The 16420-nt window shown below is 46.1% G+C and carries 8 protein-coding genes; 4 read left to right on the top strand and 4 right to left on the bottom strand.

Annotated features, from left to right (window positions below; translation table 11 throughout):
• Positions 1 to 216: 216 nt before the first annotated feature.
• Positions 217 to 1320, bottom strand: a complete 1104-nt coding sequence (gene pelA, locus GJS45_RS22385) for a pectate lyase (protein WP_162344124.1) — start codon at positions 1318 to 1320, stop codon at positions 217 to 219.
• Between the two features lie 307 nt (positions 1321 to 1627).
• On the opposite strand from pelA, the gene GJS45_RS22380 reads away from it, so the two are divergent.
• Positions 1628 to 2392 carry an SDR family NAD(P)-dependent oxidoreductase gene (locus GJS45_RS22380; protein ID WP_162344123.1) on the top strand — a complete coding sequence of 255 codons (765 nt, stop codon included), beginning with the start codon at positions 1628 to 1630 and terminating at the stop codon, positions 2390 to 2392.
• A gap of 20 nt (positions 2393 to 2412) precedes the next feature.
• Here the strand turns inward: GJS45_RS22380 and GJS45_RS22375 are convergent, their stop codons facing one another.
• Positions 2413 to 3249: an ion transporter gene (locus GJS45_RS22375; protein WP_162344122.1), complete on the bottom strand. Its 837-nt coding sequence runs from the start codon at positions 3247 to 3249 to the stop codon at positions 2413 to 2415.
• A gap of 245 nt (positions 3250 to 3494) precedes the next feature.
• Here GJS45_RS22375 and GJS45_RS22370 point away from each other — a divergent pair, with 245 nt between their 5' ends.
• From GJS45_RS22370 to GJS45_RS22360, 3 genes are all read left to right on the top strand, one after another.
• Entirely contained in the window at positions 3495 to 3749 is a 255-nt protein-coding gene (locus GJS45_RS22370; protein ID WP_162344121.1) for a hypothetical protein, read from the top strand.
• Positions 3750 to 3880: 131 nt separating this feature from the next.
• Positions 3881 to 12778 carry a non-ribosomal peptide synthetase gene (locus GJS45_RS22365; protein WP_162344120.1) on the top strand — a complete coding sequence of 2966 codons (8898 nt, stop codon included), beginning with the start codon at positions 3881 to 3883 and terminating at the stop codon, positions 12776 to 12778.
• Between the two features lie 24 nt (positions 12779 to 12802).
• Positions 12803 to 13795, top strand: coding sequence for a hypothetical protein (locus GJS45_RS22360; RefSeq protein WP_162344119.1), 993 nt, complete (start codon positions 12803 to 12805; stop codon positions 13793 to 13795).
• Positions 13796 to 13861: 66 nt separating this feature from the next.
• Here GJS45_RS22360 and GJS45_RS22355 read toward each other — a convergent pair whose 3' ends face one another.
• Together GJS45_RS22355 and GJS45_RS22350 are read right to left on the bottom strand one after the other, a co-directional pair.
• Entirely contained in the window at positions 13862 to 15790 is a 1929-nt protein-coding gene (locus GJS45_RS22355; protein ID WP_162344118.1) for a DUF2207 domain-containing protein, read from the bottom strand.
• 1 nt (position 15791) lies between these two features.
• Positions 15792 to 16340: a LemA family protein gene (locus GJS45_RS22350; protein WP_162344117.1), complete on the bottom strand. Its 549-nt coding sequence runs from the start codon at positions 16338 to 16340 to the stop codon at positions 15792 to 15794.
• Positions 16341 to 16420: the final 80 nt, after the last annotated feature.

The following is a 16420-nucleotide window of genomic DNA, read 5'->3' as shown; positions in this document are numbered from 1 at the left end:
CGACAAAAAAACTCCTACCTCCCCACGCCAGGCAATCGTCCTCAAATCCCCCCATTCCTAAGTCTCCCAGTCCCTTCGTCTCTAAGTCTCTTCGTCACAAATCATTTCCCCCAAAAACCTCCGCGGCCTTCGTGCCCCCTCCGTGTCCTTTGTGACCAAAAACACCTATCTCCCCACACCCGGCAATCGTCTCAAATCTCCCTGTCTCTAAGTCTCTCAGTCTCCCTCCCCCATCCTCCTCTTCCACTCCGGATAGTCCCTTTCCAGCAGCTCTTTTGCGTAGGATCCCAGATAGCTATAGCCGACCCGCCTTTCGTGTTCGATCTCGTGTAAGGCATACCGTACTATACTATCCCTACCGACAAAAATCGGACGGTTGGTGTCAATTTCGTAAAACCTGGCCCAAAGGGGGCCGGCGTCGGGGTCCGTAACCACAACGAGATCGTAACCCCTGGGCAAATCGGGGTTTTCCACCCGATCCAGTCGGATGTTTTCCAACTTTACTTCCTGAAACCAACTTACAGCGCCTTCAATCGCCTCGATTACAGCCGCATCCGGCTGCTCCAGCTGCATCAGGTATTGGATGATTCCCACACTTTCGGATCCACTAATGGAAGGCAGCTCGTAGGCCCGGGCCTGTACCGGATGCAGGTCTTCCCGGTCAATTTGCGCACACCAGGCGGTGAGTTGTCCCTTTACCCGAATCTGTGAGGCCAAAATTATTTCCAGGCCCTTTTCAATGGCTTCCCGGGCTTTCTTCCTCCTAGATTTACCGGCAAAGGCATAAAGGGGTGCTTCATTGGCCACCTCCCGGAGCAGGTTCATGGCCTGAATCATGGCCCCATCGTTAAAGGTAATATGAGAATAATATCCCTCCCGCAGCGGATAATATTGCGGCCAGCCCCCATTTTCAAACTGGGCTGCCAGCAGGTAATCCAAGCCTGCAAGGGCGGCATTTTTATATCGGGGTTCTCCGGTCTGATGGTACACCTTGGCCAGGTATTCCATTTGTATAAATCCCGCATCGTTGTCCAGGGTGGTGCCCATGCTATTTGATTTTTCCGCCATCAGGCTTTCTTTTTCGGTATCCGACAATTCCTCCGCCATGTCTATATTCTTATACCAGCCGCCGTTTTCTTTCTGGTAAAGGAGAATGTTTTCGGCAATTTGACTTGCCTTTTCCGACCCATACCAGGAGGCCTTTTGATCTAAAATTTCGTTCCAGGAAATGCTAGGCTGCGACAGGCATTTAAAAGAGGGGCCATGAATAAGCAGGGGGAATAAGAAAAGAGCTTTAATAAATAGGCATTTTAGTTGCATGCTTTTGGTGGGTTTAAGGTTAATACTTAGGACACAAGTTACTAAAATCTTATCATATCAACAGTTGAACGATACGATTGGGTTTCTCTCCGAAAGCGGTTGAAAGCGGCAGTGAATCCAGGACTGCCTATTTAATCTGTATGGTTATTTTAGCCTGGTTTTTACCGGTCAGGAATTTGCTGAAGCCGTTGAGTTACCCTGATTTTTCTCATGTTTTTAGATGAGATTCCAAAGGCATTATGTCCTGTAATTACCTTAAATTTAAGATAGTAAATAAAATCAACGTAGACCTTAAAATTTCTGAATCATGATGTTACAAAATAAAGTTGCATTGATCACCGGTGGAGCAGGCGGAATTGGCCTGGCCACAGCAAAGCTCTTTTTAGAAGAGGGGGCCAAAGGCGTAGCCATTGTTGACTTTAGTGAAGAAAACCTGAAAATGGCAGAAGAGACCCTGGGATCAGAAAAGGTGCTGTACATACAGGCCGACGTGAGCAAGGCAGAGGAGGTAAAAAACTATACCAACAAGGTAAAGGCCGAGTTGGGTAAGATAGACGTGTTATTTCTGAATGCAGGGATGGAAGGCGTGGTGAAGCCGATGGAGCATTATCCCGAGGAGACGTTTGATCAGGTGATGGGTGTAAATGTGAAAGGGGTTTGGCTGGGCATGAAATATGCCTTTCCCATCATGAAATCGGACGGTGGGGGTTCGGTTATCATCACTTCGTCGGTGGCAGGATTGAGAGGTACGGCCCAGGTAAGCGCCTACGTGGGCAGCAAGCACGCCACCATCGGTTTGATGCGCGTAGGGGCTTTGGAAGGTGCTCCGGACAAGGTTCGGGTAAATTCCATCCATCCCTCCCCTGTGGATAACCGAATGATGCGTTCTCTGGAGGACGGGTTTGCTCCGGGTATGGGGGATACGGTAAAGGAAAATTTTACCAAAATGATTCCACTGGGCAGGTATGCGGCTAACGAAGACATTGCAGACCTGGCCCTATTTCTGGCATCAGACAAAAGCAAGTTCATCACCGGTGCTACCTATGTCATTGACGGGGGATTTACGGTCTGATCTACGAAACCCCTGGGTTTTCAGGAGTCCAGGGGTTCTAATTTTGTTCCGCACTTTTCGCAAAATTCAGCCTCGGGACCATGGTTTTGACGCCCACATCCGGAACAAACGCTAGTGCTGTTTTTTCTCGGTGTTTTTTGATCAAACCTGGCAGCCGTCATTTCAGAACTGACGATTCCGGTAGGGATGGCAATGATGGCATAGCCCAGAAGCATGATGAGTGCTGCCACAAATTGACCAAAGCTAGTGGTAGGGGCAATATCCCCGTACCCCACGGTGGTCAAGGTGACAATGGCCCAGTACATGGAGCGAGGGATGGAGGTGAAACCACTTTCAGGCCCCTCGATGATGTACATAACGGAGCCCATCACCAACACGATGGTAAGAACGGATCCCACAAATACCTGAATTTTTGGTTGGCTGTGTTTTAAGGCACTTTTTAATGCCGAGGCTTCACTGATATAATGAGGAAGTTTTAAGATCCGGAGAATTCGCAAAAATCGTAAGGCCCTGATGACCGTTAGGTACTGGGTTTGAAACAAAAATAGACTCAGGTAAGAAGGCAAAATGGCCAAAAAATCCACCAACCCATAAAATCCAAAAAGGTATCCGGGTTTATCATTGCTAAGCCAGATCCTGATAAAATATTCCACTGTGAACACCACGGTGAAAGACCATTCGAGTACATATAAAAAACGCCCATAGTCCCTATGAATTTCTTCCACAGAGTCTAAAATCACCACGGTGACGCTCATCAAAATAAGGATGAGTAACACCAAATCAAAGTTTTTAGACGCCCGGTCATCCGATTCGTAAACAATATGCGCCAGTCTTTTTTTGGAAGGGAATGGATTCATAACTTCTAGCAGTAGCTGCAAATATACAAAGTGAACATTATTTTGAATTTAAGCACACTTTTTGTACCAAAAAAAATTCTAGTAATCAGGTTTTCGCATGAGTGACTCGATACGGAAGGCTTAATTTCCAAAGAAGCTAGGATGGAGCGGAATAAATTGCATATATTTGCATTTCATATCTATAAAAATGAATTATAGATATGAAATTTACCTATTAACCTAATTAATGGATCCTTTCCTTTCATATGATTAGATCATCATTTCTTGAATCCATTGTTCAGGATGCCGTTCTCAAACTACGAGAAATTGGCTTTGACTACCTGCCGCTCTCTCTGAACGCAATGGCAGACTCATCCATCTTGAATGGTAAGACAATTCTGCCGATCTACAGGCAGGTAAGAAGAGCAAGTTTTTGGGAAAAGGTAATTTTTTTTTTCTATTTTACGAAAGCACCTTTTAAATCATTATCAGGCTGGGAACGAGGTGCCGATAAGTATTGATTCAGTGCCTCGTTTGGAAAGGCTGCTGGAGTACTGCCAAAAAGGATTTAAACGAAATTTATAATAAGTGACCTGCCCGCAAGAAATGGTGCACAAGATTGGAGAAGGAGTAAATGAAAACAAGGAAATTTTTGAGCGAAACCAACAGTGATACGGAGGTAGGATCCCAGACAGTCCTTGATTTATTTCGAGCGCAAGTCAAGATTTCGCCTCAAAATCAGGTGTTGACAGATGAACAAGGGGGGTATACGTACGCCCAACTGGACACTTTTTCCCAAAAAATGGCTCGCTTTTTACAAGATCCTGAATTTGCTGACCAGCCCCTGATTCCGGTGAGTATGGGTCGCTCCTTCCGCTACATTGCTACCATTCTGGGAATCCTAAAATCCGGTAAGGCTTTCGTTCCTTTAAACCCTGATTGGCCGGAAAAAAGAAAACGAACGATCCTGGAGCAGCTGGGTTCGGAGGTACTGCTTACCGATGATAAAGAAATTCACTTCAGGTCAGGAGATGAACCTATTGCTGTCCATACCTACGAACATATTTTGGAGATTGAGAAGGAGGAAATATTTCCGACGTTGAAGGTCAATCCCGAAAGCCTGGCCTACGTTCTCTATACTTCTGGAAGTACCGGAGAGCCAAAGGGAGTCATGGTGTGTCACCGACAGCTGTTCGAGGCTACCCGAAGCAGAATCGATTATTACGACTGTGTTCCGCATTTATTGCTGATTCCGCCGTTTACCTTTGATGCTTCCCTGGCAGGCATTTTTTGGCCATTGTGCACGGCAGGAAGTCTTGTCATCAGCTCTATCCGTTCCATTCAGGAGGTGGATGTCCTTCCTGGCTTGCTGCAAGGAACCGACACCTTGCTTTGTGTTCCAGCCTATTACCGCTTTCTCCTGGATCAGGACCTATTGCAAAACCAGCAATTGGAACGGGTTATTCTGGGTGGCGAAAGTTTGCCGGAAGACCTGGCAGCCAACCATTTTGGCACCATGAAACAGGTACGGCTATACAATGAGTACGGTCCGACAGAGGCGACCATATGGTCAACGGTAGAAGAACTCAAGCCGGATCAGGGTCCGATTGCCATCGGTAGTCCGGTTTTGGGTGTCCAATGCTATGTCCTGGACCAAGACGGCAACAGGCTTCCCGAGGGAGCGACAGGAGAGCTATTTATTGGGGGAGGGCAGGTGTCTCTGGGATATTGGAAAGACCCGGTCTTGACAGCAGCCCGATTTCTTCCGGATCCTTTTAGTGAGGAAAAGGGATCAAAGATGTATGCAACGGGGGACCAGGTTCGCATGCTTCCAAGTGGCTCCTTTGTATTTGAGGGAAGAAAGGACAGGCAGATTAAGTTGCAGGGCAACCGAATAGATCTTTCAGAAATTGAAAAAGTACTGTATGACACCGGTGAGGTAAAAGAAGCCCTTGCCCTGCTATCCAAATCAACGGCGGGCCCGGAACGGATGGTCCTTTTTGTGGTACCCAAAGGAAAATTGGATCCGGAAACCTGCAAACAACAGTTACGTCGGTACCTTCCCGCTTACATGGTACCGGGTGAAATTCAATTCAGGGATCACTTTCCGCTCACGGAAAATGGGAAGGTAGACCAAGCTGCGCTGCTGGCTGGGATACCAGCCGATAGGAATAGCACTGAGGGAGCGGTATTTGCACCGGAACTACAGTATCTGAAAAATGCTTTTGAACATGTTTTAGGGGTGGACCGTATAGATCCCTCGCGCAATTTTTTAGAGATGGGAGGAAATTCCCTGACAGCCATGCGGCTAGCCGCCCATTTGAAAAAGGAGCATGGCTATAAAATTAGTGTTGCGGCTATTTTTGAATCCCCCACGATCTCTGAGCTGCACGGATTGCTCCTGAAACGCGAGGCGGAAGAACCGGAAGCATCGGATGCTCCTGGTACTTCTTCCAACGAACCTCTTTCCCCGGTTTCATCAGCGCAAAAATCCCTTTGGTTGGTGGATCAGATGGAAGGTTCGCTTGCCTATCACCTTCCAGTCGCCTACCTGCTAAACGGGAAGCTGGATCCAATGGTGCTGGAAGAAGCCATTCGGGCGGTGCTGAAAAAGCACGAAGCCCTCCGAACCTGTATAACAGGAATCGATCAGGTATCACGTAAATCCGAAAAGGACTGGCATTTGCTCATCAGTGAGGAACCAGGAAAACAATTTTCCATCGCCCATTACCAGGAAAAATTCGCTCCTTTTTTTCAACGTTCATTTGATCTCAAAAGTGACTTCATGATCCGTGGAATGTTGGTTACAGATGGAAAAAATACCCATGCCCTTGGGCTCGTTTTTCATCACATTGCTTTTGATGATTATTCGATGAAAGTATTTCTTCGTGAGGTATCTGATCATTATCGCCATCTACTCAGCGGAGAGAAAATGGATAGAGGGGTTGCGGTTACAGACTACTCGAGCCTAATCCGGCAGCAGGAGGGTTTGATTAAGCAGCCCGAATTTAATACCGGTATGGCTTACTGGAAACAAGCACTGGCGGGAAGTGAAACCCTGAAATTGCCTAAAGAAAACCAAAAAGCAAGCTCAGATTTTCGGGAAGCGGGGATCATTCGCTTTGAAATGGAAAACCATGAATTCGGCCCCCTTGCCAAACTGGGTGAAAGAAATCAGGCGACCCTTTTCATGACCTTTTTGGCTGTATTTAAAGTGTTGCTTTACCGGTATAGTAATCAGCGAGATATATCTGTGGGCAGCCCCATACTAAACCGCGATTTGCCCGGCTCTGAGGAGATGATAGGTTATTTTATCAATACCCTGCCCCTAAGATCGCGGATAAATCCTGAAGATGCTTTTAGTACCTTTTTGCAACAGGTCAGGAAAGAGGTGTTGATGGCACTGAAATTCAGTCAGGTTCCATTGATCAAACTGGTGGAAGCATTTGCTGGGGGCGATCGGGAAAGGAAGCCTTTTTTCAACACCCTTTTTGTCATGCATCAAGGTACGGCGGATGCCGGAAACCTTCAGGTTCCCGGTGTCGAAGCCAGGAATCTGGAAACGGATCCGCTTGCCGCCAAATACGACCTAACCTTGACCCTTTCCGGAGACACCAACCGGCTTAGCGGACTCCTGGAATACGATAAGGGTCTTTTTGCCCCGGAAACCATGCGCCGAATGCTTGCTCATTTCAGGCGTTTAGTAAAGGTGATCCCCGAAAAGCCCCAACTTCCAATCAACCGGCAGCGCTTGCTATCCCGAAGGGAAATGGAAGAACTTTCAGGTAGCAATAACGTTGGTCCGGAGCGGATATACAGAAGCTTTTTCGACCGGTTTGAGGAGCAGGTTCGGGACTCAGGAAATGCCACCGCCCTGTTGCTGGGAAAGGATCGGCTTCCTTTCCGGGCCTTGGACCAGCTAGCAAATCAAATGGCGACCTGGTTAATAGGGGAAGGTGTAAGCAAAGGAGATCACGTGGTCCTCTTGGTGCAAAGAGGAAAAGAAATGGTAGCGGCCATGCTGGCTATTTGGAAAGCAGGAGCCGTCTATGTACCGGTGGATCCGGCCTACCCGAAAGAAAGGATAAACTTTATATTAGCGGATTGTGAGGCCAAATTCCTGTTGGCAGACGAGGAATCCGTTGGTGTAGCGGACCTGTCGGGAAATAATGGGAAATTACTTCTAATAGAGGACGCAAATCTTGAAAACCCAAAAAGAGCTTTGGAGCGGATACCGTTATTTCCTAACCAAAGGGCCTATGTAATTTACACATCCGGCAGCACGGGAAAACCCAAAGGAGTCTCGCTTACGCATGGCAACCTGGCAGCATTTCTGGACTGGTGTGGTAGGGAATTCGACTCCGAAAGTTTCGGATTAATGTACGCCGCTACCTCCATGTGTTTTGACCTTTCGATTTTCGAATTGTTTTTTCCCCTGGCTTACGGAAAGCCCATCCGGATTCTCCAAAATGGACTTCAGATTCCCGAATTCCTAAGCCAAGACCAAGATGTTTTGATCAACACCGTCCCAAGTCTGGTTCAGAAGTTGGTAGAAGAGAGGGTGGACTTGTCTTCTGTCAGCCTCCTAAACATGGCTGGTGAGCGGATTCCACAAGGGCTCGTGGATCGGTTGGATCTGGAAAAAATTTCAGTACGAAACCTTTACGGTCCTACGGAAGACACCACTTACTCCACCTGTGAAAGAATTCAAGTTGGCGGGGTGCTTTCTATCGGAAGGCCCATTGCAGGTAGCTATGCCTATGTTTTGAATCAAGATCTTCAGCCTTGCCCGGTAGGAGTTCCCGGGGAAATTTACCTTGGCGGTAGCGGATTGGCACAAGGCTACCTAAACCGACCCAAATTAACGGCTGAAAAATTTATTCCAGATCCCATGGATACGGCGAACGGAGCCTTAATCTACAAAACCGGCGATATGGGAGTGTGGCAAATGGACGGTAAAATTCAATTCCTGGGCAGGTTGGATAACCAGGTAAAATTTAATGGGTACCGGATCGAATTGGAGGAAGTAGCTTCCGCCATACAAACCGTTGAAGGAGTAAAAAATGCAGCAGTTGTTCTTCAGACCCGCTTTTCCGGGGAAAAGTTTATAAGCGGGTTCTATACGGGCGAAAAACAACTCGACGCAAAAGAGCTGATAGAAAAGGTGAAAAAAGTGTTGCCTTCCTACATGGTTCCGTCCCGGATGCAGTTTTTGGAGAATTTTCCGCTTAGCCCGAATGGAAAGGTGGACCGGAATCAACTTGAAAGTACCCCTGTGCGCCAAATTGAGGAGGATGATTTTGAAGCGCCAGCTACCTTGCTGGAAAGCGACCTGCTGGAGCTGTGGCGAAAAGTACTTCAATCAGATACTCCGGGAATAAAAGATGACTTTTTCTTATCCGGAGGAAATTCCTTGTTAGCCATTCGGCTGATCGGGAGAATAAAGGAATCTCTCGAATTTGAATTGAATATCAGTGAGTTATTTGCCCATCCTACGGTATCCGAACTGGCGAAATTTATAAAAGAAAAGGAGCACAAGGAAGTAGAAAACACCCGGATAACTCCATTCAGGCCCCGCCCGGATGTGGTTCCCCTTTCCTTTGGGCAGGAAAGTCTCTGGTTAACGGATAAGCTGGAAGGCTCCAATCAGTACCATATTCCCGTCCTTTTGAAGCTAACCGGGGAAACCCGAAGGGAAATACTTCAGGAAGCGATCAAAAGCATTCTGGAGCGCCATGAAGTCCTGCGAACGGTTATTAAGGAACAAGGAGAACATACCTGGCAGCAGGTTTTACCCGTCTTGGGATGGGAGCTGCTTGAGGCCAGGCAAAATCCACCTGAGGTAGCTTTCCAAATTCCAAACGAAGACATGGCCGAATTTTTGGAAAGACCCTTTGATCTTGGGAAGGATTTTATGATTCGCGCCAAAATGTATTCCCTGAGCTCGAATGAATGTTTGTTGTTTGTCGTTGTGCACCATATTGCATTCGATGGCTGGTCCATACCCGTGTTTATCAAAGAGCTTTTTGCGTTGGTAAAGGCAGAAAAAACGGGAGAGAGTTTGTTTTTGCCCCATTTGAAGATACAATACGCAGATTACGCTTTGTGGCAGCGGAAAGGACTAAGTGGGCCAGGGTTTGAGCAAAAATTACGCTACTGGAAAGAAAAGTTGAAAGGCGTGCAAGCCCTTAACCTGTTCGGGGGAGCTGAGCAGGTTCATCAACGAACCCATGAGGGAGATATACTGGATTTTTTTATTGCTGAGAACCAGAGAAAAGACATGTTGCGATTGGGTCAGACGCTTGGCGTTTCACCATTTATGATTTTGCTGACTGTTTTTAAATCGCTTTTGGAGCGAAGCAGTGGGCAGCAAGACCTATGTGTAGGTACGGCAATGGGCGGAAGGAAACAGGTAGAAGCCGAGCCACTTATAGGGTACTTTGTCAATCCCTTACCAATCCGAAGTCTTGTCCATCCCGAGGAATCATTTAAACAGATTCTATTGGAAGTAAAACGAAATGCGCTCGAAGCCTTCGATCATCAGGATGTTCCTTTTGAGAAGATAGTAGCTGCCACAGCCCAGCGCAGACAATTTGGTGTCAACCCACTTTTTCAAGTTATGTTTGTCATGGAATATGGCAACGAGGACCTGAACAGGGCAGAAGGGTTTTCGATGGAAGTGATTCCCTACGCTCAGCGCACCTCTAAATTTGACCTTACGTTTTTGGTCAAGGAAGAATCCGATGGCATTCGGGTTCGCATCGAATATTCCAAAGACCTATTTGATACAAAAACAGTTAAAACCCTAGCCACCCAATACAAGCAGATCCTGGGAGCAGGATTGGCTAATCCGGATCAAAAATTATCCCAGCTACTGCCAGGCCAGAAATTTCAGGGCCTGGGCAAAATAGAACCCCTTTCCGGAATACGCGGGCGGTATACTCCCATACAGCACCTTATGGAGGCGGTAGTAAGCCAGCAGGGCAATAAGACAGCCGTGTTTTTTGGGGAACAAGAAATGTCTTTTGATGAACTAAATACCCGGGCGAATCAATTAGCAGGGTATTTAAAGGAAAAAGGGCTTCAAAAAGGGCAAATCGTAGGGATAGTGTTGGAAAGATCCCCGGAATTTCTGGTAAGTATTCTAGGTATTCTCAAGGCAGGAGCGGCGTATTTGCCCATAGATACCGGGTATCCGGACCACCGGATAGATTACATGCTGGACGATTCCTGTACGTTTTATATTACTGGAATGAACGTAGTCCGGAAAGCAAAAACGAAGGTTCAAAAGATTGTTTGGGAGGATTTTATGGATAGGTGCAGGGAATACCCAAGTGAGAATCCGGAGATAGCATCTTTGCCTGAAGATGCTGCCTATATAATTTATACCTCCGGCACTACAGGCCGACCAAAGGGAGTGGTATTGGATCACCTTAATCTTTTCAATTTTGTTTCTGTTGTAGAATCGCACCCAGGCATTTCTCCCAGGGATAAAATTCTTTCCGTCAGCTCGGTTTCCTTTGATATTGCACTGCTGGAGAGTCTGGTTTCATTAGCATTTGGTGCACAGGTAGTGTTGATGGATAACCATCAGCGAAAAGATCCCCGTTTCATCATCAAGGAGTTGGAGAAAAGGGAAATCACTGTCATGTTTGCTACCCCATCACACTGGAAATTATTACTGGAGGGGGGCTGGATCCGTGGCTTCGAAAACCTACGGATAATCAGCGGGGGAGAGCCCCTTGAAAGAAAACTGGCAGATCGCTTGCTACCTCTTTGTGCTGAGCTGTGGAATGTATACGGTCCTACTGAAACAACGGTATATGCTACCATTAAACGCATTCAAAGGTCAGATGAGGAGATCACCGTTGGAAAGCCGGTACTTAATACGCAGATCCTAATAATGGATAGGTATGGAAATCCGGTTCAAAGGGGAAGAAAGGGGGAAATATACATTGCAGGGCATGGTGTTGGGAAGGGGTACCTGAATCAGGAGGAACTCACCAACGAAAAATTTACAGAAATGCTGATCGGAGACGCAATGCCCGTTCGAGTCTATAAATCCGGAGATTTGGGTTGGATCAATGCGTTTGACGAATTGGTTGTCAGTGGCCGTTTGGACCATCAGGTCAAAATCAGGGGATATCGAATTGAATTGGCTGAAGTGGAAAGCGGAATCAAACAGCTAGCGGGGGTCACAGAGGCCATCGTTAAAGTTAGAAAAGACGGTCATGGACAAGCGTTTTTGACCGCTTACCTCACCCTGGACCAGGAAGTTTCCTTTCATATTCAGGAATGGCAATATCCCGACACCGCGTGGGTACGCAGGTGGAAAGACCAACTGGCGCAAACACTTTCCGATTACATGATTCCGACAGACTTCATTTGGATGAAGGCCTTTCCTCTATTGGAAAATGGCAAGGTAAACCGGAATGCACTACCGGATCCAGACAGACGGATCGTTACCACTTCCAAAAAAAGCGAGACAGAACTGGAACCAGAAGAAAAGCTGGTAGCAGATATTTGGAAAGCTGCTCTAGGGCTGCCCTCCATTCATAAAACGGATAATTTTTTCGAAATAGGAGGGCACTCCCTGACAGCGGTAAAGGTGATGGTTCAGTTGGAGAAAGTGTATGGTATCCGATTGCCTTTGTCAGTGCTATTTAAGTATCCGACCATCCAAAAATTATCACAGGCGATCAAAAGGGGTATTTTAGGTGATAGTGAATGGAAAAGCCTGGTGGCCATCAAAAAGACCGGTTCAAAGCCGCCCTTGTACATTGTCCATGGAGGTGGATTGAATATTTTGCCCTTTTATGCCGTGGCTAGAGAAATGGACCGGGAGCAGCCGGTATTTGGCATTCAAGCCAAAGGACTGGACGGCATCGAGCAACCCTTGCATACAGTGGAAGAGATTGCTTCCCAATACCTTTCAGAAATTTTGCAACAAAACCCGGACGGACCGTACTTTTTGGCAGGATATTCGTTAGGAGGAATAATAGCTTTCGAAATGGCTACCCAGTTGAAGAAAATGGGGAAAAGTGTGGAAAAGCTGGTGTTTTTTGACACCTATGCCATTCAAAGCGATCATCATGAACGTTTCCAGATCCGTTGTTGGAATAGAATCCGGCATTTTCTGGGAAAGCGAAAGTTTGATGTGGAATTAATGATCCAGCATCCGGAGATTTTTAAACGCATCAAAAAAGCTTCGTTTGAAAGGAAAATGAAAAAAATACGGAAACGGTTTCGACCGGAACCGGAAAATGCAGAATCCTCCTTGCTTAAAACCTATAAACGAGTAGAATACGTTTATAAAGAAGCATGCCGGGATTACGAAATCAAGTACTACGATGGAACAATAGACTTGATAAAGGCCAAAATAGCATCGGGGTACCTACCGGACAAGAAAGGTTTTGGATGGAAACCTCATACCCGGAAGCTAAGGGTGTGGGAAGCCGAAGGAGAGCACATTACCATGCTTTCTTCTCCAAATGACACCTCGTTTGCGAGATTGTTACAACATATATTAGATCAAGATAATAAAAAATAATACTTACCTGTTAATTTAAATCAAATGAAAAAGTTACTTCTTTATCCATTCTTGCTGATGGCATTTTCCATCGCCTGTACCGTTGATGACCCGGATCCGGATCCGGAACCTGAGAATCCCAGGGATCCGGATATTGTGGTACCCATTGATGAGAATACTACCATTGTCTTTACTCCACAGGATGAAGCGGCCGAGAGGTTGGGTACCTCTGATACCTACACAGAGTCTCTTAGTAAGTTCGATCTGACCTCCCGAACACAAAACAAGGAAAGCACCGAAGAAGAAGATTACCTGACGTTTGCTTCGCAGCAAGCGCAGGCATGGACAGCAGAGGAGAAAACAATCTTGGAGGAGCGGATTCTTGGAATAAAAGACAAGATTGATGCACTCGGACTGCAGCTTGAGTTCCCGGAAGAAATTCTGTTGATTAAATCAACCATGAACGAAGAAGGCGGCGCGGTGAGCTATACGCGTGAAAATTACATTGTGGTTCGTGGACTGGTCAATGAAAGTTTTCTGATTCATGAGTTGTTTCATATATTGACCCGATTCAAGCCAGAAATTAGATCAGATCTATTCGAGACCATTCACTTTACCGAAAGTAACCGAATCACCTACCCTGAAGGTATCCGTGATTTTGTGATTACCAATCCGGATGCCCCTTTCTTAGAGCATACCATTACCGTGGAAATTGATGGGGAATCAGAAGAAGTGGTGTTTATCCTTATCTCAGAGGAAGAATGGGATGGAGGTTCGTTTTTCACTTATCTGAAGCAACGTCTGATGTTTGTGGGCGGAGCAGCAGATGAAAAGCAAGCTACCCTTGTAGACGATATGCCAGTATTGAGAAATTTTGCTGCGGCTGCGGACTTGGAGCAGAAAATTGGAACCAATACCGATTATACTCTTCACCCTGAGGAAATACTTGCCGAACATTTCGTAATGCTGGTACTGGAACAGGAAGTTCCCGAACCTTCTTATATTGATGCAATGAAAGTGATTTTGCAACAGCCATAAAAGGCCATACAAGTTAAAAATAAAAAAAGCCTCAGAGTTAGTTCTCCGAGGCTTTTTTACGTGATGTTACCAGCCGCCTCCGCCGCCGCCGCCACCTCCGCCTCCGGAGCTGCCACCGCCACCACTTCCGGATTTAGAACCCGGAGGGCTGGCGGAATTGCTTAACGCGGAACCAAAAGAGTTACCCAGACCGGAAGAGAATCCTGCCAGAGAACCTGCCGCAAAACCGGTTCCGGCATACCAGGCCGGACGGTATCGGGTGGAACTACTTTGCTCCGCAGAGAGGGATTCCAATTTCTTTTCCATGGCCTTGCCCCAGGCCTCTCCCACGTCTAGCGATATGGCATAGGGTAGGAATTTCTCGAAAATTTCAGGGGTAACGCCCGGAGGATTATAGGTTTCCAACAAAGGCTTTTCTGCGGCATTCAGGTACATGCGAAAGCCTTCGATTTCATCCATTAACGCTCTACCCTTTTCGGTAGGGGCCTTGATTAGGAAAACGAAAGCAACATTTATAAGCCCCAATAGCAAGGCCATTAACAGAAATCCATAAGGTAAATTGGCACCAAAATAGAATACCAACAAAAAAGGAAATCCAATAAGGAAAACAAGACTAAACAGTTCGCCAATAATCGTACTGATCTTTACATAACCGTAATCCAGGTAATGCATCACCGTCAAAAAAACCTTTCTGAGAAATGTCAGCAGGAAAATGGAAAAAATAAGGCCCATAATCAAAAAGATGTTTTCTTCTTCCAGAGACTGGTCAATGGTGTATTTTACCCCTGCAACTAAACTAACGATCGAAATCAGTATTCCCGGAATCAACCATTGGTAGTTATTTTTAAAGTGAGAACTATGGAACCGGTCATACAAGTCTTTTTGTAGTCCTTTTAACGCTCCACCGATTTTTTTGTGCTCCTTTTGATTCAATGAAATCGTTTGATAGCCGCCGGTAAACAAGCTGGACATGACCTTCTGATAACCGCTATTGGAGTTTTCCGGAAAATCTAACTTCTCCAGCACGTATTTCTTCTTTTTTTCTTCTATTATTTTTAAATAGCCTCCGGTTGCCAGTTCTACGATGCCTGCTACATACGCCTTGGTATCGAATCCCATTTTATAGAGATACCTGACCGCTGCAGCATCCAATCCTTCGGGAATATCAAAAATGGGATAAATCCCCCCCTTATGCGGGTCCTTGCCGACTTTCGTCCAGGCGTAGTAATAGTACCCGAAGCAAAGAAGGATTCCCAGCAAAAGGGATAGGATGCCAGCATTATCGCTGAGAAAACTTTGGGCCTTTTCTGTTGCTCCCGGAGGTTCTATAAGGCCCTTTTGCCAGGAAACGGCAACGGTCAACGGTTCCCGCCGATTAAGAGGTTCTGTAACGGCTACAAATAATTTTCTATCGGATTCTTTTCGGATATCACAGGGACAGCGATCGCTGCCAACCGGTCCTGCATACGCCGCATATTGGCCTATTTCTCCCCCTTCCGGCAAGGTAATCCGGGCAGAAGCCTGTAGGATTCTGAAAGCCCACTGATCTCCAATGGCATTCCAGTAAAGCTCATCGTAGTTATCAAAAAAGCCTATTTGCCGGTTGGTGGTATATCGAATGGAATACGTGTAAACCCCGGGGTCTAGAAAAGTTTTTTCATCTCCGATCCGGATCACCTCATAGTCTCCCTGTCGGATTACCTGATAAGGTTCTTCCTCACCGTCTTTTGTGACTTCGAGGACGTCAAAGCCAACCTTTACCTGATTATTATAACGGTCCCGGTAACGGACAGGAAAGCTTCGGAAAATACCTCTTTTAATTTCATCTCCGGTACTTCTTACTTGAATTTCTTCAGTGACATCCAGGGAGCCATCCAGTTGGATCTTAATTTCACTATGGTAAGACAGGATTTCTTCTCGCTCCTGGGCCTGTAAGGACCAATTACCTGAAAAGAAAACAAACAGGTAAATGAGCCATCGTATTCGTTTTAGCATATCAACTTAAGTTAATTTCGGGGACTATCCGATCGGAGTCGTCAGTCAGAGCAAAGAATTCAAATTTTTCAAAGCTAAAAATGCCAGCGATTAGATTGGAGGGAAATGATTCTATTTTAATATTGAGCTCCCTCACGGTGCCGTTGTAGTACCTTCTTGATTTTTGTAGCGTGTTTTCAATTTCCGAAAGCTGTTCTTGCAACTTCAGGAAATTTTTATCTGCTTTTAAATCCGGGTAAGCTTCTGCTACCACCATCAATCGTTTCAAAGACCTTCCCAATTCAGCGGCAGTTTTGGCTTGATCAGGAATGGATTGACCGGCAATGCTTTCGCTGCGAAGCTTGGTAATATCTTCCAGCAATTGTTGTTCGTGGTTGGCATATCCCTTTACCGTTGTCACTAGATTAGGAACCAGATCGGCTCTCCTTTTTAACTGTACATCGATTCCACTCCAGCCTTCCCGGGCGTTGTTTCTCAATCGAATGAGTTTGTTGTAAATCTGTATGGTCGTTAAAACAAAGAGACCAAGAACCACTAAGGTAATAATCATATCAGCAATTTATTAAATGTCTTTTCATAATGCAAAAAAGTACAGGAGTCAAAATTGGTAACAAATGTGAAACCCTAACA

Source organism: Cyclobacterium salsum, assembly GCF_010119245.1.
Lineage (GTDB): Bacteria > Bacteroidota > Bacteroidia > Cytophagales > Cyclobacteriaceae > Cyclobacterium > Cyclobacterium salsum.
This window is presented reverse-complemented; position numbering and strand designations above follow the sequence as displayed.